Consider the following 18,113-nt stretch of genomic DNA (forward strand, 5'->3'; position numbering starts at 1 on the left):
AATACGGCCCGGCTGCCGGGCCCGGCTGTCATGACCGGCAGCCGTGACCAGCAGCTACAGCAAGGACGCAAACGGTCACACCTGTAGGGGGACACCGTGGCGCTTGAGCACCGACAGGTCGCGCCGGTCTACGCGGTCCAGCACGCACTGCGCGTGCTCGAGACCGTGGACAAGCACAGGAACGGCGTCACCGCCGAGCAGCTCGCCCGCGAGATCGGGGTACCCATCGGTTATCTCGGCCAACTCCTCGCCATGCTCAACCGCGAGCGCTATCTCAACGCCCTGCCCGGCGGCGGCTACGCGGTCGGCGAGTCGCTGGTCCTGCTGGGCAGCGCCAGCCGCGACCTGGCGCTCGGCGAGAAGATCAAGAAGATCCTGATGACACTGCGCGACGAGGTCGGCGCCGCCGTCTACTTCAGCCGCTACGACGACGGCGAGGTGAAGATCGTCGACTTCGCGGACGGCCCGGAAGCACCCAAGGTCAACGAGTGGGTGGACTTCCGCTTCGCCGCCCACGCCAGCGCGGTCGGCAAGTGCCTGCTCACCCAACTCGACCTCAACGGGCGCCGCGACCACCTGTCCCGGCACAAGACCGTGCGGCTCACCTCCAAGACCACGATCAGCGAGAAGCTGCTGCTGACCAAGCTGGAGAGCCAGCCGGCCAGCACGCCCACCCTGGACCTCCAGGAGTACGCGATCGGCACGGTCTGCGCCGCCATCCCGATCACCGTCGGCAAGACGGTCGGCTGCCTCGCCCTCTCCCTGCCCGTCACCCAGGCACACCGCCTCAAGGGCGCGGCCGACACCCTCAACGAGCGCGCGGCGCCGGTGCTGCTCTCGCTGACCCTCTGACGCCGTACGGCACGCCGCACGCACCGGAACACGACGAAGGGCGCCCCTCCCGGAGGAGGGGCGCCCTGTCGCTGTGCGCCGCCAGGGACTCGAACCCCGAACCCGCTGATTAAGAGTCAGCTGCTCTGCCAGTTGAGCTAGCGGCGCGTGCAGGACAATCATACGGGGTCGGAGGGGGTGCTCATGACCACCGCCGCCGGCCCTGGCGCCGCTCCTGACCGGCACGGGCCGAACCCGCGGACACCCGCCCGCACGCGGGCATGCTGAAGGGCCCGGCAAGAGGGGGGAGGTATGCCGGGCCCATCAGCGTGGGGGGAGGGGGTGTGGCTTTGGGGGGTGTTGTTGTCTTTGGGGTCTGCCCGGGGGTCGACTACCAGATGATGTCGTTGGGAGCCGCCGACCGGTTGATGTCGCCGGGCGCCGGCTGCGCGGACGCAGTCGTCGCACCGACCAACCCCAACGAGAGGGCGGCGACGACGCCCAGTACTGCACGGAGGGCGTAGCGGCGAATCGAAGTCATGGCAGACCTGTCCTGGGGGTTCGTGCTCGGGTGATGCGGATCCAGATGCCGGTCCGGTTTGGGGGAACCGTACGGCTGACTGAATTCTGTCGGACTGTGAGCCACTGGTCTGTAGTTTTCGCGTTCCGGAATCGGACATGGCCCTATGCGGACACATGGGACCGGATGGCCCCCGATGGGTCCATACACGCGTCCTGACACGTACCCTGAGCGCAGCCGGGGGTGATGTGAAGCATTGGGGGTGCGGGCAGTGACCGACGACGACCTTATGCGCGCCCGGGCGCAGGAACTCTACGCACTGGCGCTCGCCGAGGCGGATTGGTCTCCGGAAAGCGTCTGCGCGCGCACGGGCTGGACGCACGACGAGCTGGACGAAACGCTCCTCTGCCTGTCCGAGCTGGGTCTGGCGGCGCATTTCCCCTCGTCGCGGAGCGGCTGGGCCGTGCACTCGCCCGCCACCGCCATGGCCCAGCTTATCGAGGGCAGCCGCCGGCGGACCGAGGAACTCATCCAGACGATCACCACCGCTCACACCGCGCTCAGCAAGGTGGCGTCCGAGTTCCAGCCGGTGCACATGCGGCAGCTCGCGGAGGCGCGCATCGAGGTTGCCGCCCAGCCCTCCCAGATAGCGGCGATCCTCGACGAGGCCGCCAGCACCGTGACGACCGAGATCCTTTCGATGCACCCCAGCGTGCCACCCGAGCTGGTGCACCTCTTCAAGGCGGACGACCGCAATCGTGAGGCACTGAGCCGCGGCGTGCGGCAGCGCTCCATCTACCTGGCCACCGCAGCCGCAGTGCCGAATGTCCGCGCCCATCTGCGGACTTTCGTCAACGACGGCGGCGAGATACGTACCGCCGCGACGATCCCCATGAAGATGATCATCGTCGACCACACTCTCGCCGTCGTGCCGGCGTTCGGACTCGACGAGGGCGCCGGCGACGGCATGTCGGGCTCCGCCATGGTCCTGCGCAGCCCCGCCATGGTGGCCGTGCTGCGGCAGATGTTCGAGCACTGCTGGGCCGCGGCCTCGGACCTGTTCACCGACGACGTCGGCGCCGCCCCCGCCGCGCGCCACCGCGAGGTCGTCCGGCTGCTCGCCTCGGGGCTGACGGACGAGGCGATCGGCCGGAAGCTGGGGCTGTCGGACCGGACGGTGCGGCGGATAGTGGCCGAGCTGATGCAGCAGATAGGGGCCGACAGCCGGTTCCAGGCCGGGGTGAAGATGGTCCGCCTCGGCTGGCTGGACGACGACCCCGCGCTCCTGGACGACGTGGTCGGAAGCACCTCCACAGGTCGGGTAGGATCCTCTCTGTCGGTGAGCGCCGCTAGCTCAACTGGCAGAGCAGCTGACTCTTAATCAGCGGGTTCGGGGTTCGAGTCCCTGGCGGCGCACAGCGAGAGGGCGTCCTTCCTTCGGGAAGGGCGCCCTCGCTCATTTGTGCGACAAGGGCGGCGCCCCGGTTGACTCGGTGCGAAAATATCCCGTAACGACGATGTGAGAGCTCTACGGGGGCTCACGAGGAGGCCATGCGCGCGCACGATCCGCCGCCGCCCGGCACGGGCAGGGAGGCCCGGCCGAGTCCAGCGGCCGCCTCGCCCGGGGGCCTGCTCGACCTCCTGCAGGTCGCGGCGATGGTGCTGGACCGCACCGGTCACATCGTGCTGTGGAGCCCGGAGGCCGAACGGCTGTTCGGTTACTCGGCGGCCGAGGCCCTCGGCCAGAACGCGGGCCTGCTGCTGGTGGCGCCGGACAAGCTGGAGCTGGTCACCGAGCTGTTCAAGCAGGTCAGGGCGGGTGCCATCTGGCAGGGCGTGTTCCCGATCGTGCACGCCGACGGCACGACCCGCGACGTCGAGTTCCGCAACATGCGGATGCACGACGTGGACGGCGGCGTCTACGCGCTGGGCCTGGGCGCCGACCTCTCCACGGTGCGCCGCGTGGAGACGGACATGGCGCTGTCCAGCAGCCTCGTCGACCAGTCCCCGATCGGGCTCGCCGTCTTCGACACCGACCTGCGGATCGTCCGGGTCAACCGGGCCATGGAGGAGCTGCACGGCCTGCCCGCCGCCGCGATGCTGGGGCGCCGGGTGCGCGAGATCTCGCGGGGATCGGAGTTCCGGGCGATCGAGGCCCGGATGCGGGAGGTGCTGGAGACCGGGGAACCGCTGCTGGACCACGACACGGTGGTCAGGACCTACGCCGACCAGGAGCACGACCACGCCTGGTCGATCTCGTACTACCGGATCCAGGACGCCACCGGTCGGGTGCTGGGCCTGGCCGCCTCGATCGCGGACTTCACCGAGCGCCATCAGGCGGCCGAGGAGATCGCCGAGGCCCGTGGCCGGCTCGCGGTGATCGCCGAGGCCGGGACCCGGATCGGCACCACGCTGGACCTGCAGCAGACCGCGCAGGAGCTGGCCTCGGTGGTGGTGCCGACGCTCGCCGACATCGCCACCGTCGACGTGCTGGACGAGGTGCTGCGCGGCGGCCCGGTGCCGAAGGTGCGCGCCCAGCAGTCCGCCGAGTTCCGGGCGCTGGCCGTCGCGGCCGCCGACTCCGGCGAGGCGATCGGCGCCGTCGACCCGGTCGGCGAGCTGGCCCGGTACACCGACGACCGGCTGATCACCAAGACCGTGCGGGAGGGACTGCCGGTGGTCGTGCACCGGGTGAGCAGCCGCATGCTGCGCCGCATAGCCCGCGACGACCGGGCCGCCGCCCAGCTGAGACGGGCGGGGGCGCACTCCTACCTCGCCGCGCCGCTCATCGCCCGCGGCGAGGTGCTGGGGGTGGTCGGGATGTTCCGCACCCGCAACCAGAAGCCCTTCGACGACGAGGACCGGACCCTGGCGCTGGAGCTGGCCGCCCGGGCCGCGATCTCCATCGACAACGCGCGGCTGTACGCGGGCGAGCGCAACGCCGCCCTCACCCTCCAGCGCAGTCTGCTGCCGCACGAGCCGCCGCGCGTGGACGGGATGGAGATCTCCGCCCGCTACATCCCCGCCGTCCGCGAGGTCGGCGGGGACTGGTACGACGTCCTGCAGCTGCGGGACGGCAAGGTCGGGCTGATCGTCGGGGACGTGATGGGCAAGGGCCTGCACGCGGCGGCGATCATGGGCCAGCTGCGCACGGCGACCCGGGCGCTCTCCCGGCTCGACCTGCCGCCGCACGAGGTGCTTGCGCACCTCGACAACATCACCGGCAGCGCCGAGGGCGACTTCATCGCCACCTGCGTCTACGCCGTCTGCGACCCCGCGACGGGCCGCTGCCAGTTCTCGACCGCCGGGCACCTGCCGCCGGTGCTGGTGCCGCCGGGCGGCCGCGCCGAGCTGATCGACCTGCCCAGCGCGGTGCCGCTGGGCGTCGGCGGGATCCGGTTCCGCACGGTGGAGCGCAAGCTCTCCGAGGGCACCTTGCTGGCGCTGTTCACCGACGGGCTGGTCGAGGACCGGCGGCAGTCCATCGACGTGGGACTGCGTACGCTGATGCGCGTCCTCAAGCTCAAGAGCCGCCGCCGCACGCTGGAGGACACCTGCGACGTCGTCCTGGGCGCCGGGCTGCAGTCACCCGACGACGACGTCGCCCTGCTGCTGGCCCGGATGGGGGCGCCGGCGGCCGAGGACGAGGCGGCCGACGAGTCCTGAGCCGCCGGCCGGGGCGAGCGCCGCGCGGCCGTACGGCCCTGCCGCCGGCCAACCACCCACAACGGGACTAAATCGCTCATACGACCGGTTAACAACTCGTTTCACACCTTGCGATCAAGACGGGCATTCAGGGACGCTTGGACCGCAGGACATGTATGCGCCAAACGGACCTATGCGCCCTTACCGGTGAACGAACGGGTCCGTTTCGGCGGCATTTTCGGGTGGGCCCGGGGGGCGGCCCTCAGGGGGGCGAGGGGGGTGAATTCAGGCGTTACCTCTCGGTCGTCCGGTCGTTGACGAGTCATAGCCAGCCTCACGCGACCCGGAGGCCACAGAACGCCCACGCATGCCCCGGGGGCGGGGGGCCGCAGCGCCCGGGGCACCAACACCGCCGCGACAGCGGCGCGACATGCTTCGGGGGGAGCATCCACATGCCGCCGACACCCGGCGCCCAGCAGTACACGACCGACCCTCGGGCCGGAACACCCGTGCCCGTCATACCCCAGCAGTCCCGCTCCGGCCCGTCCCGGCCGGACCCCGGCGCGGTCGCGCCCCGTTACGACTACGAGCACTACAGCAGACTCGCGGGCCCGCTCACCGAACCGGAGCCCGGCGTCCCGTACCGGGTGAAGTACCGCAGCCTGCTCTCGGAGGAGCCCCACCGGATACGCGCGGCACTGCTGCTCGGCGCGGCCCCGGTGCTCTCGGCGGTGCTGCTCGTCTGGCTGATGCAGCCGGCCCACTGGACCCGCCGGGAGAACGCGCCGGGCTGGATGGTCGCCTGCGACGCCGTGATGCTGATATCCATCGGCCTGATCGAGCTCTTCCGGCTGATCAACGTGACGTCCAACGCCCATGCGACGCTCGTCGCGCGCGATCCGGTACCCGTGGTCCCCGAGAAGGGCAGCAAGGTCGCCTTCGTGACCACCTTCGTCCCGGGCAAGGAACCGCTGGCGATGGTGCGGGCGACCCTGGAGGCCGCGGTCCGCCTGCGCCACCGCGGCACCCTGCACATCTGGCTCCTGGACGAGGGCGACGACCCCGACGTCAAGCGCCTGTGCGAGCGCCTGAACGTACGCCACTTCACCCGCAAGGGCGTCGAACGCTGGAACCGGCCCAGCGGCGCCTTCCGCGCCCGCACCAAGCACGGCAACTACAACGCCTGGCTCGACGCCCACGGCGACGACTACGACTTCTTCGCCTCCGTCGACACCGACCACGTCCCGCTCCCCAACTTCCTGGAGCGGATGCTCGGTTACTTCCGCGACCCGGACGTCGCCTTCGTCGTCGGGCCGCAGGTCTACGGCAACTACGACAGCGCGGTCACCAAGGCCGCCGAGAGCCAGCAGTTCCTCTTCCACGCGCTCATCCAGCGGGCCGGCAACCGCTACGGATCCCCCATGTTCGTCGGGACCAACAACGCGGTGCGCATCAGCGCCGTCAAGAGCGTGGGCGGGCTGTACGACTCCATCACCGAGGACATGGCCACCGGCCTGGAACTGCACCGGCACCGCAACCCCTCCACGGGCCGCAAGTGGAGCTCGGTCTACACCCCGGACGTCCTCGCCGTCGGCGAGGGGCCGTCCTCCTGGACCGACTTCTTCACCCAGCAGCTGCGCTGGAGCCGCGGCACCTACGAGACGCTCATCAAGCAGTTCTGGAAGGTGCCGTTCACCCTCTCCCCCGGGCGCCTGCTCAACTACTCGCTGATGGTCGTCTACTACCCCATGACGGCGGTCAACTGGGTGCTGGGCGGTCTCAGCTGCGCGCTCTTCCTCGGTCTCGGCGCCTCCGGCATCCAGATCGACTCCGAGGTCTGGATGATGCTGTACAGCGACGCCGCGGCACTGCAGATCGGCCTGTACGTCTGGAACCGGCGGCACAACGTCAGCCCCCACGAACCGGAGGGCTCCTCGGGCGCGGCGGGCATGGTGATGTCGGCGCTGTCCGCGCCGATCTACGCCCGTTCGCTGATGGACGCGGTGCTGCGGCGCAAGAGCAGATTCGTGGTCACCCCCAAGGGGGACTCCGCGAGCCCGGACCGGCTGCTGTCGACCTTCCGCATCCACCTGTTCTGGCTGCTCGTCTTCGGCGGCTCGCTCGCCGCCAGCTTCCTCAACGGCCACACCCACGTGGCGATGCGCACGTGGGCCACGCTGGCGTTCCTCCTGGCGCTGGCACCGGTCGCCGTCTGGTCCCTGTCCCTCGTACGTTCCAGGAGTGCCGCCCGATGAGCTACCGACCCGGCCGCAGACTGCGGAAGATGGCCGTCGGCGGTGCGGCCGTGGGTGTGCTCGCGGGCATGAACGCGCCCGCGATCTACGGCTACTCCACCGCGAAGTACCACGACTACAAGATCAACCAGCCCGGGTACAAGGCCGAGTTCGGCCACTGGGACCTGGTCGAGGTCCCGGAGGAGTTCCGCGTCAACGCCATCCACGCGGCGCTGCTGCGCACCGGCAAGGTGCTGCTGATCGCCGGTTCAGGCAACGACGAGCGGAACTTCAAGGCCAAGTCGTTCAAGAGCGTGCTCTGGGACCCGGCCGAGAACACCTTCAGGGAGATCGACACCCCCAAGGACATGTTCTGCGCCGGGCACACGCAACTGGCTGACGGGACACTGCTGGTGGCCGGCGGCACCGCCCGCTACGAGAAGCTCAAGGAGGCCGTGGACCGGGCGGGCGGCGCGATGCTCATCAAGAACGAGGACCCGGACAAGCCGCGGAACTTCCCGAAGGGCACGGTCTTCGTCAACAACGAGAACGGCCGCTCCTTCCGGTCGGAGTTCCCCGTCAACGTGCCCCGCGCCAAGAAGACCGTCGACGCCCGGACCGGCAAGGTCACCGTGACGGCGAGCGAGGCTCGGGTGTTCGTGCAGTCGCTGGTCAAGGGCGAGAAGGGCATCGTCAACACCGCGGCGCAGTACACGATCCAGGGGCTGCCGGGCGAGGACGGGGAGAACTTCTACGGGCTGGCCACCAAGCTCGGCCTCGACAAGAAGGACTTCCAGGGGATCAGGCAGGCCTACGAATTCGACCCGGTCGCCGAGCGCTACGTCCCGGTCGACCCGATGAACGAGGCCCGCTGGTACCCGACGCTGGTCACCCTCGCCGACGGCCGGGTGCTCTCGGTCTCCGGGCTGGACGACATCGGCCAGGTCGTCCCCGGCAAGAACGAGATCTACGACCCGGGGACCCGGAGGTGGACGTACACCACCGAGCGCTACTTCCCCACCTACCCGGCGCTCTTCCTGATGAAGGGCGGGAAGGTCTTCTACTCGGGCGCCAACGCGGGGTACGGGCCGGCCGACGAGGGCCGGGTCCCGGGCGTGTGGGACCTGCGCACCAACCGCTTCACCGAGGTCCACGGGCTGAAGGACGCCAAGGACCTGGAGACGGCCGGCTCGGTGCTGCTGCCGCCCGCGCAGGACCAGAAGGTGATGGTGCTGGGCGGCGGCGGGGTCGGCGAGTCGCGCTCCTCCACCACCCGCACCGCCGTGGTGGACCTGGACGCCGCGGACCCGCGGTACACGCGGGGTCCCGATCTGCCCGAGCCCACCCGCTACCTGAACACGGTGATCCTGCCGGACGACACCCTGTTCACCACCGGCGGCTCCCGCGACTACCGGGGCCGCGGCGGCAGCGACATCCTGCGGGCGCAGATCTACGACCCGGCGGACAACGCCTTCCGCGAGGCCGCCGCCCCGTCCGTGGGCCGCAACTACCACTCCGAGGCGCTGCTGCTGCCCGACGGCCGGGTCGCGGTCTTCGGCTCCAACCCGCTCTTCGGCGACGCGGCCGACACCAAGCCCGGCTTCTTCGAGCAGCGGATCGAGGTCTACACCCCGCCGTACCACTACCGGGACTCCCGGCCCTCGCTCGGCGCGGGCCCGGTGGCCGTCCGGCGCGGCGGTACGGCCACCTACGCGACCGCGTACGCGGAGCACATCGAGACGGCGCGGCTGATGCGGCCGAGCGCGGTCACCCACGCCACCGACGTGGAGCAGCGGTCAATCGCGCTGGACGTGGAGCACGGCGAGGAGTCGGTGAGCGTGACGGTCCCCGAGGACCCGTCGATCGTGCCGCCGGGCTGGTACATGCTGGTCGTCACCGACGAGGAGGGCACGCCCTCCGAGGCGCGCTGGGTGCGGGTGACCTGACGGGAGGGGCCCGGCGCGCGGTCAGGAGGCCGCGCGCCGGGCCAGTCCCAGGGCGTACTCGGGCCACCAGTCACCGGCCTGCGGCCCGCCCTTGCAGGTGCCGTCGGAGTCGCCGGGGCGCTTGATCCACAGGTAGGCGTCGACGAGTTCGTCACCGGTGTCGGTGGTGGGCGGGGTGCCCAGTCCCCGGCCGGGCGGGTTGCACCAGGCCTCGTCGTGGGCGCCGTCGAGGGGGCCGCGGCCGTTGCGGCTGGTGTCGATGACGAAGTGCTCGCCGCCGAGCCGCGCCGACAGCTTCCTGCCGTACGCGGTGTTCGCGGCGGTGGTGTAGAAGTTCGAGGTGTTGAGGGCGAAGCCGTCGGCCCCGGCGATGCCGGCCGCCCGCAACGGGCCCGCCAGGCGCGCGGGATCACTGACCCAGCCGGCGTTGCCGGCGTCGAGGTAGACGCGCACGCGCGGCAACGCGCCCAGGGCGTCCACGGCGTGGGTCAGCAGGGCGTAGCGCTCGTCGTGGAACTCCGCCGGTGTGCAGCCGTCGACGATGTGGGTGAGGGCGTCGGGTTCGAGCACCACCAGCGCCTCGCGGTCGCCGATGCCGGCCGCGACCTCGTCCACCCAGGCGCGGTACGCGGCGCCGTCGGCGGCGCCGCCCTGGGAGTACTGGCCGCAGTCGCGGTGCGGGATGTTGTACAGCACGAGCACGGGGACCCGGCCGTCGCGCGCGGCGGCCTCGGTGTAGCGCCGGGCCCGCTGTCCGGCGTCGTCCTGGCCGATCCACTCGGCGACGGGCCGGCCGGCGATGCGTTCCAGCAGCTCGGCGTCGCCCTCCCGGCCGTTCTTGCGCCACTGCGCCGTCTGACGGGCCGCGGGCGTGTCGGGGTTGACCCAGAACGGCGCGCCCGCGGTGCTGATGGTGTCGGGGCTGCCGCCGCCGCCCTTGCCCTGGCTCCCCCCGGGCTTGCCGGTGCCGAAGCAGCCGCCGAGCGCCGCGGAGAGCAGTCCGGCGGCGGACACGGCGCAGGCCGCTCTGCGCAGCTGGCCGGTGTTGGTGCCGAACATCCACTCCCCCTTGGATGGCGGGACGAGACCGGTCGCCGCCAATCCTGACATACCGAACCCTCAACAGGCCCTCGTATCGGGTCAGTCGGCGTCTTTGAGGTCGAATGCCGCGCCTTGTTCCCATGGCAGAATCCCCCGGCGAAACCGTGGCCGCCGAGGGCTGGAGCCGGACGTGACAGAGCACCCGACGCACAGGGCGCGCGAGCTGCGGCTCGCCGAGGTCTTCGTGGAGCTTGCCGACACCCTGGACGTTGACTTCGACGTGGGGGTCTTCCTGGAGCGGGTCGCCGACCGCTGCGTGGAACTGCTGGACGTGACGGCGGCTGGGCTGCTGCTGGACGACGGGCGCGGCGAGCTGCGGACCGCGGCCGGCTGCGGCGGGGCGGGCGAACTCCTGGTGCGTCAGCGGGAGGAGGGACCCTGCCTGGACTGCTACCGCGGCCGCGACGTGGTCACGGCCCCCGACCTGGCACGCTGCGACGACCGCTGGCCGCGCTTCGCCCCGCTCGCCCGCGACCGCGGCTTCCACGCCACGTACGCCGTACCGCTGCGGCGCCGGGCGGAGGTGATCGGCGCGCTGAACCTGTTCCGAGGGGCGCCCGGGGATCCTCCGGGCTCCGACGTGGCACTGGCCCGGGCGTTCGCGGACGCCGCCGCCATCGGGATACTCCAGGAGCGGACCCGGCAGCGCCAGGAGTCGCTGGCCGCCCAGTTGCAGGCCGCGCTGGACAGCCGGGTCGTGCTGGAGCAGGCCAAGGGCGTGCTGGCGGAACGCTGGGGCGTCGGCGTGGACGAGGCGTTCACGGCGCTGCGGCGGAACGCGCGCACCCGCCGGGTACGGCTGGCAAAACTGGCCCTGGGCGTCGTGGACGGCACGGTCGACACCGACGCCCTTCGGGGGCGCGGCAGTTGATCCGCGGGCGGGGACGTCCGGTATTCGTCCTCGGCCGGGCCGGTGCCCGCGCGCCGGGCATAGGCTGGACCCACCACCCCGGACCCCGGTGGCGTCCCGTCCCGTTCCCGTCCCTGCCGCACTCGCCAGGCTCCCGTTCCCGGAGACGTCCCATGTCCGACGACGCCACAGACACCACGCCCCGGATCCACCGGCGCACCGACGGGTCCAGCACCCTCGTGACGCTCGGCGGCGAGGTGGACGTGCTCACCGCGCCGGGGGTGTCCGCCGCCCTGGACGCGCTGACCGGGGCCGACCGCCCGGACATCGTGGTGGACCTGCGGCCGGTGGAGTTCATCGACTGCAGCGGCCTGTCGGCGCTGGTGCGCGCCCGGCGCCGCGCCGAGGAGCACTCCGGGCGCGTACGGCTGGTGTGCCGGGACGAGTTCACCCTGCGCACGCTGCGGGCTACGCGGCTGACCCGGTGCTTCACGATCCTGCCGGACTGGCCGGAGCCCGCGGCCTGACGCGCGCGCCGCACACGCGCCCCCGACACGGCCTAGCCCGGCCGCGTTCAGGTGTTCTAGCCTGACAGGGCGGCCCAGGACCCCGGTCGCCGGAAGTGCCTCCTACGCCTTCAGGACGTGGTCCGGCCATGGCCAAGCTCGCGGCCTCCTCACGACTGTCCCTGTCCGATCCGCGCAGATCCGCACTCGACGTCTCCTGGACCTTCTCGCTGCAACGCGCCCCCGGCAGCGACGCCCTGGCCGCCCGGATGAGCGGGGCGGCGCTGGAGACCCTGGCGTACGGTTCCGCGGCGACGCGGGTGGCCGAGGCCGTCGCGGTCGCCTGCGGCTATGTCGTCGCGTACGGGCAGGCGCGCCGGTTCCGCGTCACCTTGGGCGTGGACGGCGCCCGTTGCTCGGTGTGCGTGACGGACGCCGGCTACCAGCGGCCGCCCGGCGGGCTCGTCGGCGTACCGCCGCAGCCGCCGGCCCCGGACGGCCCCACCCGCCTCTGCCGCGCGCTGACCGGCTCCGGGACGGGCGAGCCGCTGGACGGGGTGCGGGTGCACCACACCGCGGACGGCGCGGTGCTGGTGCGCTTCCGCGCCCGGCTGCCCGAACCGGACGGTCCGGGGCGACCCCACCGCCCCTCCCCTGACGCGTCGGACCACTCCCGCGGTCCCGGCGCCCGAGGGTGAGAAGCGCCCGGCCGGCGGCTCCGGGAGGAGCGGACCGCGGGCCGGGCGCTGTACACCTCGAAAGGCGCGGGGGTCAGACCTTCGGCGTGAGCGTCACGGTCCGTCCCTCGCGGGCCGAGACGGCGGCCGCCTCGATGACCGTGAGCGCGTCGGCGGCCTCGCGGGCGGTGACCGGCGGCGCGGTGCCCTCGCGCAGCGCGGCGGCGACGGCGGCGTAGTACGCGGGGTACCCGCCCGGCAGGGTGGGTACGGGGCGCACGTCGTCGCCGGCGCCCAGCAGGCCCCATTCGGCCTCCGGTTCGGTGCCCCACACGGCGCCGGGCGCGGGACGGGCGCCGTCGCGCAGCGCGGCCTCCTGCGGGTCCAGGCCGTGCTTGACGTAACCGGCGGCGCTGCCGAGCACCCGGAAGCGGGGGCCGAGCTGCGCGGTGGTGGCGCTCATCCACAGGTGGGAGCGCACTCCCCCGGCATGGGTGACGGCCACGAAGGCGTCGTCGTCCACCTGGGCGCCGGGCCGGCGCACGTCCAGCTCGCCGTACACGCTGACGGCGGGGCCGAAGAGGGTGAGCGCCTGGTTGACGAGGTGGCTGCCCAGGTCGTAGAGCAGGCCGCCGACCTCGGCGGGGTCGCCGGACTCGCGCCAGCCGCCCTTCAGGCTCGGCCGCCACCGCTCGAAGCGGGACTCGAAGCGCCACACGTCGCCCAGTTCGCCGCGCTCCAGCAGCCCGCGCAGGGTGAGGAAGTCGTTGTCCCAGCGGCGGTTCTGGAAGACCGAGAGCAGCAGGCCGCGCTCGTCGGCGAGGTCGGCGAGGGCGTGCGCCTCGGCCGCGGTGCCGGCGACCGGCTTGTCGACGACGACCGCGAGCCCGGCCTCCAGCGCGGCGGTCGCCAGCGGGACGTGGGTCCTGTTCGGCGAGGCCACGACGATCAGGTCGAGCTCGCCGGCCCGCTTCCACAGCTCGTCCGGGTGGTCGGCCAGACGGGTGTCCGGGTACTCGGCGCGGGCCTGCGCCTGGCGCTCCGGGTTGCTGGTGACAACGGTGTCAAGGACGAGGCCGTCGGTGGTGGCGATCAGCGGGGCATGGAAGACCGAACCGGCCAGACCGTAGCCGACCAGCCCGACGCGAAGGGGTGCGGGAGACATGCGACCACTTAAGCAACGCTGTTGCCAAAGTGCAAGGGAGCCCGACAATGGGGGACGTGAACAGGGGAATCTCCGGGGCCAACCTGCCCGCGCTGCGCAGCCACAACACCGCCCTCGTCCTGGGCCTGCTGCGGACGGCGACGGTCGGCGCGGGGACCGGCATCAGCCGTCTCGAACTGGCCGAGCGCACCGGGCTCACCCCGCAGGCCGTCAGCAAGATCACCGCACGGCTGCGGGCGGACGGGCTGGTCGACGAGGCGGGACGCGGCGCCCCCACCGGCGGCAAGCCGCGCACCCTGCTGCGGCTGGCGCGCCGCGCCCGGTACGCCGCCGGGGTGCACCTCGACCGCGACGAACTGACGGTGGTGCTCGCCGACCTGGCGGGCGGCGTGGCGGACGCCAGGACCCTGCCGCTGGACCTCGGCCGCCCGGCCGGGGAAGTGCTGGAGGCGGTGGCGGGGCTGGTCCGGAAGACCGTTCGGGCCACGCCCGGCGCCGACGGGGCGGTGCTGGGCGCGGGGCTCGCCTGCCCGGGCCCGCTCGACCACGCCGCGGGGGTGCTGCACCGCGTCACGGGCCTGCCGGGCTGGGACGGCTACCCGCTGCGCGACGCGCTGGCCGAACGGCTCGGGCTGCCGGTCGTGCTGGACAAGGACACCAACGCGGCGGCGCTCGCCGTGCTCCCGCCCGGCGGGGACGCGGCCGCCGGCGCCGGGCCGGGCCAGGGCGCCGGGGACTCGTTCGGCTATCTGCACCTGGGGACGGGGCTCGGCGCGGGCCTCGTGCTCGACGGCGCCCTGCACCGCGGCGCCCGCACCGGCGCCGGTGAGTTCGGTCACCAGGCGGTCGCCCCGGACGGCCCGGTGTGCGCCTGCGGCAACCGGGGCTGCCTGGAGGCGCTGTGCCTGGCCGCCGTCGGCCGCGGGGACGCGGCGGAGGCGGCGCGGCTGCTCGGCGTCGGCGCCGCCAATCTGGTCTCCCTGCTGGACCTCGACAGGGTGGTGCTGGGCGGCCGTACGGTGCTGGCGGACCCCGGGCTGTTCGCGCGCGAGGTGGCCGCCGCCATGGACCCTCGGACCCTGCGCGCGGCCGGACGCACGGTGCCGGTCACCGTCGCCCCGGCCGGGCGGCGCGTGGTCGCCGAGGGGGCCGCGCTGCTGGCGCTCGCGCCGCTCTTCGGCCAGACGGCGGTGGGCCGGCCGCCCGTACGGGTGCGGGGGGCGGGCCGCCACGGCGTCGCGCGGTGATATCAGCGGATGACCGTGAGAGCTTCACTGCCCATGAGGTGGTGCAGCGCTCTGGCCGTCGCGACGGCCGCGATCGTGGCGGCGGCCCCCCAGGCGGCCGCGGAGGCCTTCCCGGTGACCGCCCGGCTGCTGGGCGGCCCCCACACCTACACGGCGGGGGCCGGACCCCGGGAGTTCCGGGTGGAACTGGAGAACACCTCGCGCGAGCGACTGCGCGACGTCCACCCGGTGCTCGTCTTCGTCGACCGGGGAAGGCGGCTGACGGCCGACCAGATCCTCCTGGAGTACCGGGTGGCGGACCCCGTCGCGAAAGCCGGGAACGCACGCGACGGCTCCTGGCGGCCGGTGGCCGTCCAGCACACGGACAACGACGAGAACATCGCCGTGGTGGGCGGTGAGAACGGGCCGGGCACCACACTGCCGTCGCGCCGGAAGGTGTCGATCGCGCTGCGGCTGCGCTTCACCGCGCCGGCGCCCGCCGGACGGGTCACGGCGTCGGCCACGATCATGGAGCGCCGCGGTGAGGACGGCGAATGGGTCGGGGAGTCCGAGGGCTACGACTTCGACGTCGTGCCGTCCCGGGACGCCACAACCGGGCCGCAGTCCCCGCGCCCCGGCCGGACCGGCGAGGAGGGCCTGCCGGACGGCGGGGACGGGGGCACCGGCACCGGACCCGGGCAGGGGCCGGACACGCTGCCGGGCGGCTCGCCGGCACCGGAGCCCCCGTCGGGGACAGGGCCGGAGCCCTCGTCGGGGACAGGGCCGGAGGCCGGACCGGGGACAGGGCCAGGGACCGGACCGGGGTCGGACGACCCTGGGGGCGCCCCCGTCCCGGGCAAGGGCGGTGAGACCGCCCCCCGCGCCGCCCCGGGCCTCGCCGCCACCGGCGACCCGCACCGGGCGCCCGCGCTGATGCTCACGGGCGCCGGGGTGCTCATGGTCGTGGGCGGTGCGGCCCTGAGGTTCAGCCGCCGAGGGTGAACCAGGTGCTGCGGGACTTCTGCCACTCGGGGCGGCCGAGGTCCTTGGCCTCCTCGCCGTCCCCGTACAGGTCGGCGGCGCCGTTGTCGGTCATCAGCTGCGCCCGGGCACCGGCCGCGGTGAGGTCCGGGACGTCCACGATGGCCTCCCAGGCGCCGGGGTCGGCGGTGGGCAGGTCGAGCAGCCTGACGGGGGCGCTGCCGGCGGTGCCGTCCCAGGAGTACAGGGCGTACGGGTCGCTGTTGTCGTCGGCGGCCCAGGAGCCGGCCAGGATCAGGTACTGCCCGGCGGCGTTGCGGCGGATGTCGCGGACGCTGAGGCCGCCGAGGTCGAGGGTGACCGGGGTGCCGAAGGTGGCGTGCACGGAGGTGTTGGGCCTGCCGCCGACCAGCTTGTCGAGGTTGGTGACCGGCACCAGCAGGGCCTTGCCGCCGGAGGCCGGGGGCACCAGCGGGGCGCGGAAGCCGATGTAGGCGGTGCTGGTGGACCCGGGGGCGAACTCCATGCCCTCGGCGTTGAAACCGTCGACGGCCTTGGGTATCTCGCCGGAGGCGGCGCCCGCGGCGAAGCCGTAGCGGTTGCCGTTGGCCTTGTCCCAGGCGATCAGGTCGGCGCGCAGGCCCTCGTAGTAACCGGAGACGGTCAGCTGGGTGTCGGCGCCGCTGCCGGTGACGGTGGTGGCGAAGAGCGTGGAGCGGTCGGCCTTGACCTCGCCGTCCTTGTTGTTGCCCATGGAGCCGGTCCAGTAGATGGTGTCGCCCGCCCGGGTGCCGGCCTCGATGTCGATCTCGGAGGAGGCGCCGGCCTTGGAGCCGATGTCCCAGGTGCGCACGGGGGCGCCGGAGCCGTCGCGCCGGTACAGCCGCAGCACGTTGCTCTCGTCGTCGGCGACGACCATGTAGCCGCCGCCGGCGTCCACGGCCGCGGAGGCGTCGCTGGAGCCGGTGGTGTAGCGGGTGTCGGCGGCGTGGGTGACGGCGGCGGAGGCGGCGAAGTGCAGCGTCTTGGTGGCGGTCTTGCCGCCGAGGCCGGTCACCTTGACCGTCAGGTCGGCGTAGCCGCGGGCGCGGGGGACGACCGTGAGGATGCGGGTGCCGCCGGTGCCGGTGACGGTCACGTCGCCGGTGCCGGCGACCGAGGCCCTGGTGCTGGCGGAGGCGGCCACGGTGAGCGCCGAGGCGTCCGCGCCGCTCTGCGCGACGGTGACCGTGACGGCCGGGTCGCCGGTGGCGCCGACGGCGCCCGACAGGTAGGCGGCGGACAGGGAGATCGTCGGGGTGCCGTACGAGGCGGCACCCGCCGGGGTGCCGAGGAGCGGCACCAGGGCGGCGGCGAGCACGGTGGCGACCGCGCCGGGGACGAGGGTGGCCGTGCGGGTGCGGGACAGCATCGGTGGAGGCCCTTCCAAGATCGCTGCGGAAATGCGGGGAGAGCCTGCTCCGCCGTACCCAACTCCCGCCGCCCGTCCGGTGATCGACCGGTGAACGTCTCACGTCCTGGAGGCCTCGCACCGCCCCGCCGCCCCCGGCCGGTCGCGGCCGGGGGCACGCCGTCGTCAGACGAGGTCGACGAGGTCCGCGATGGAGTCCACGACGGTGGTCGGCCGGTACGGGAAGCGGTCGATGTCGCCCGACCTGGTCAGGCCCGTCAGCACCAGGAAGGTCTGCATCCCGGCCTCCAGGCCCGCCAGTACGTCGGTGTCCATGCGGTCGCCGATCATCGCGGAGGTCTCGGAGTGCGCGCCGATGGTGTTGAGGCCGGTGCGCATCATGAGCGGGTTCGGCTTGCCGACGAAGTACGGGTCCTTCCCGGTCGCCTTCGTGATCAGCGCGGCCACCGAGCCGGTGGCGGGCAGCGCCCCCTCGGGCGAGGGACCGGTGTTGTCCGGGTTGGTGGCGATGAACCGGGACCCCGCGTTGATCAGGCGGATGGCCTTGGTCAGGGCCTCGAAGGAGTAGGTCCGCGTCTCGCCCAGGATCACGAAGTCGGGCTCGTGGTCGGTCAGCACGTACCCCGCGTCGTGCAGGGCCGTGGTGAGGCCGGCCTCGCCGATGACGTACGCCGTCCCGCCGGGGTGCTGGTCGTCCAGGAAGCGGGCCGTGGCCAGCGCCGAGGTCCAGATGTTCTCGGCCGGCACGTCCAGGCCGATACGGCTGAGCCGCGCCGCCAGGTCGCGGGGGGTGTAGATCGAGTTGTTCGTCAGGACGAGGAACGGGCGGCCCGAGTCCCGCAGCCGCTTGATAAAGGCGTCCGCGCCGGGCACCGGGATGCCCTCGTGCATGAGGACGCCGTCCATGTCGGTGAGCCAGGATTCGATGGGCTTGCGCGCTGTCATGGCTGCGGACTCTAGTCCGGCCGGGTGACCTGTGCACATGCGCGCGGTGTCCGCCCCGGGTTCGCCGGTCCGGGC

At 72.9% G+C, this 18,113-nt stretch carries 16 protein-coding genes and 2 tRNA genes; 11 read left to right on the plus strand and 7 right to left on the minus strand.

The window, feature by feature from the left end:
* Positions 1-96 precede the first annotated feature (96 nt).
* Positions 97-852, plus strand: coding sequence for an IclR family transcriptional regulator (locus PV342_RS14570; protein ID WP_329187706.1), 756 nt, complete (start codon positions 97-99; stop codon positions 850-852).
* A 74-nt stretch (positions 853-926) separates the two neighbouring features.
* Here the strand turns inward: PV342_RS14570 and PV342_RS14575 are convergent.
* The 3 genes from PV342_RS14575 to PV342_RS14585 all read right to left on the minus strand — a co-directional run bounded on the left by PV342_RS14575 (position 927) and on the right by PV342_RS14585 (position 2,092).
* Positions 927-999 (minus strand) — tRNA-Lys (locus PV342_RS14575).
* Positions 1,000-1,222: 223 nt separating this feature from the next.
* On the minus strand, positions 1,223-1,372 hold the full coding sequence (locus PV342_RS14580; protein ID WP_400805469.1) for a hypothetical protein: 150 nt from the start codon (positions 1,370-1,372) through the stop codon (positions 1,223-1,225).
* A 528-nt stretch (positions 1,373-1,900) separates the two neighbouring features.
* A complete protein-coding gene (locus tag PV342_RS14585; protein ID WP_400805471.1) occupies positions 1,901-2,092 on the minus strand; it encodes a hypothetical protein in 192 nt (63 codons plus the stop codon).
* Between the two features lie 283 nt (positions 2,093-2,375).
* On the opposite strand from PV342_RS14585, the gene PV342_RS14590 reads away from it, so the two are divergent.
* The 5 genes from PV342_RS14590 to glxA all read left to right on the plus strand — a co-directional run bounded on the left by PV342_RS14590 (position 2,376) and on the right by glxA (position 9,176).
* Positions 2,376-2,732, plus strand: coding sequence for a LuxR C-terminal-related transcriptional regulator (locus PV342_RS14590; protein WP_392614640.1), 357 nt, complete (start codon positions 2,376-2,378; stop codon positions 2,730-2,732).
* Positions 2,695-2,767, plus strand: a tRNA-Lys gene (locus tag PV342_RS14595). The genes PV342_RS14590 and PV342_RS14595 overlap by 38 nt, the downstream gene beginning before the upstream one ends.
* 135 nt (positions 2,768-2,902) lie before the next feature.
* Positions 2,903-5,017 (plus strand): SpoIIE family protein phosphatase, encoded by a 2,115-nt coding sequence (locus PV342_RS14600; protein ID WP_500317373.1) that lies wholly within the window; start codon positions 2,903-2,905, stop codon positions 5,015-5,017.
* A 431-nt stretch (positions 5,018-5,448) separates the two neighbouring features.
* Positions 5,449-7,251 (plus strand): glycosyltransferase family 2 protein, encoded by a 1,803-nt coding sequence (locus PV342_RS14605; protein WP_400805475.1) that lies wholly within the window; start codon positions 5,449-5,451, stop codon positions 7,249-7,251.
* Positions 7,248-9,176: a radical copper oxidase GlxA gene (gene glxA, locus PV342_RS14610; protein ID WP_400805477.1), complete on the plus strand. Its 1,929-nt coding sequence runs from the start codon at positions 7,248-7,250 to the stop codon at positions 9,174-9,176. Before PV342_RS14605 ends, glxA begins: the two co-directional genes overlap by 4 nt.
* 21 nt (positions 9,177-9,197) lie before the next feature.
* Here glxA and PV342_RS14615 read toward each other — a convergent pair whose 3' ends face one another.
* A complete protein-coding gene (locus tag PV342_RS14615) occupies positions 9,198-10,235 on the minus strand; it encodes a glycoside hydrolase family 6 protein (RefSeq protein WP_400805479.1) in 1,038 nt (345 codons plus the stop codon).
* A gap of 172 nt (positions 10,236-10,407) precedes the next feature.
* On the opposite strand from PV342_RS14615, the gene PV342_RS14620 reads away from it, so the two are divergent.
* The 3 genes from PV342_RS14620 to PV342_RS14630 all read left to right on the plus strand — a co-directional run bounded on the left by PV342_RS14620 (position 10,408) and on the right by PV342_RS14630 (position 12,331).
* Positions 10,408-11,148 (plus strand): GAF and ANTAR domain-containing protein, encoded by a 741-nt coding sequence (locus tag PV342_RS14620; RefSeq protein WP_400805481.1) that lies wholly within the window; start codon positions 10,408-10,410, stop codon positions 11,146-11,148.
* 152 nt (positions 11,149-11,300) lie between these two features.
* Positions 11,301-11,654, plus strand: coding sequence for an STAS domain-containing protein (locus tag PV342_RS14625; protein WP_392614485.1), 354 nt, complete (start codon positions 11,301-11,303; stop codon positions 11,652-11,654).
* 128 nt (positions 11,655-11,782) lie between these two features.
* Positions 11,783-12,331, plus strand: coding sequence for a hypothetical protein (locus PV342_RS14630; protein WP_400805483.1), 549 nt, complete (start codon positions 11,783-11,785; stop codon positions 12,329-12,331).
* 73 nt (positions 12,332-12,404) lie between these two features.
* Here the strand turns inward: PV342_RS14630 and PV342_RS14635 are convergent, their stop codons facing one another.
* Entirely contained in the window at positions 12,405-13,475 is a 1,071-nt protein-coding gene (locus tag PV342_RS14635) for a Gfo/Idh/MocA family oxidoreductase (protein ID WP_500317377.1), read from the minus strand.
* Between the two features lie 47 nt (positions 13,476-13,522).
* On the opposite strand from PV342_RS14635, the gene PV342_RS14640 reads away from it, so the two are divergent.
* A complete protein-coding gene (locus PV342_RS14640; RefSeq protein ID WP_400805487.1) occupies positions 13,523-14,722 on the plus strand; it encodes an ROK family transcriptional regulator in 1,200 nt (399 codons plus the stop codon).
* 33 nt (positions 14,723-14,755) lie between these two features.
* Positions 14,756-15,703, plus strand: coding sequence for a hypothetical protein (locus PV342_RS14645; protein WP_500317379.1), 948 nt, complete (start codon positions 14,756-14,758; stop codon positions 15,701-15,703).
* Here the strand turns inward: PV342_RS14645 and PV342_RS14650 are convergent.
* Both PV342_RS14650 and PV342_RS14655 read right to left on the minus strand, forming a co-directional pair.
* Entirely contained in the window at positions 15,687-17,093 is a 1,407-nt protein-coding gene (locus tag PV342_RS14650; RefSeq protein WP_400805491.1) for a hypothetical protein, read from the minus strand. The genes PV342_RS14645 and PV342_RS14650 overlap by 17 nt on opposite strands.
* A 165-nt stretch (positions 17,094-17,258) precedes the next feature.
* Positions 17,259-18,038, minus strand: coding sequence for an HAD-IIA family hydrolase (locus tag PV342_RS14655; protein WP_018564002.1), 780 nt, complete (start codon positions 18,036-18,038; stop codon positions 17,259-17,261).
* Positions 18,039-18,113 lie beyond the last annotated feature (75 nt).

This window comes from Streptomyces sp. PA03-3a, assembly GCF_033792735.1.
Classification (GTDB): domain Bacteria; phylum Actinomycetota; class Actinomycetes; order Streptomycetales; family Streptomycetaceae; genus Actinacidiphila.

Excerpts from the sequence above, each read along its gene's own strand:
- PV342_RS14580 (WP_400805469.1), bottom strand. The coding sequence starts at position 1,372 with ATGACTTCGATTCGCCGCTACGCCCTCCGTGCAGTACTGGGCGTCGTC.
- PV342_RS14590 (WP_392614640.1), top strand. The coding sequence starts at position 2,376 with ATGTTCGAGCACTGCTGGGCCGCGGCCTCGGACCTGTTCACCGACGAC.
- PV342_RS14600 (WP_500317373.1), top strand. The coding sequence starts at position 2,903 with ATGCGCGCGCACGATCCGCCGCCGCCCGGCACGGGCAGGGAGGCCCGG.
- PV342_RS14605 (WP_400805475.1), top strand. The coding sequence starts at position 5,449 with ATGCCGCCGACACCCGGCGCCCAGCAGTACACGACCGACCCTCGGGCC.
- glxA (WP_400805477.1), top strand. The coding sequence starts at position 7,248 with ATGAGCTACCGACCCGGCCGCAGACTGCGGAAGATGGCCGTCGGCGGT.
- PV342_RS14615 (WP_400805479.1), bottom strand. The coding sequence starts at position 10,235 with ATGTTCGGCACCAACACCGGCCAGCTGCGCAGAGCGGCCTGCGCCGTG.
- PV342_RS14625 (WP_392614485.1), top strand. The coding sequence starts at position 11,301 with ATGTCCGACGACGCCACAGACACCACGCCCCGGATCCACCGGCGCACC.
- PV342_RS14630 (WP_400805483.1), top strand. The coding sequence starts at position 11,783 with ATGGCCAAGCTCGCGGCCTCCTCACGACTGTCCCTGTCCGATCCGCGC.
- PV342_RS14635 (WP_500317377.1), bottom strand. The coding sequence starts at position 13,475 with ATGTCTCCCGCACCCCTTCGCGTCGGGCTGGTCGGCTACGGTCTGGCC.
- PV342_RS14640 (WP_400805487.1), top strand. The coding sequence starts at position 13,523 with ATGGGGGACGTGAACAGGGGAATCTCCGGGGCCAACCTGCCCGCGCTG.
- PV342_RS14645 (WP_500317379.1), top strand. The coding sequence starts at position 14,756 with ATGAGGTGGTGCAGCGCTCTGGCCGTCGCGACGGCCGCGATCGTGGCG.
- PV342_RS14650 (WP_400805491.1), bottom strand. The coding sequence starts at position 17,093 with ATGCTGTCCCGCACCCGCACGGCCACCCTCGTCCCCGGCGCGGTCGCC.
- PV342_RS14655 (WP_018564002.1), bottom strand. The coding sequence starts at position 18,038 with ATGACAGCGCGCAAGCCCATCGAATCCTGGCTCACCGACATGGACGGC.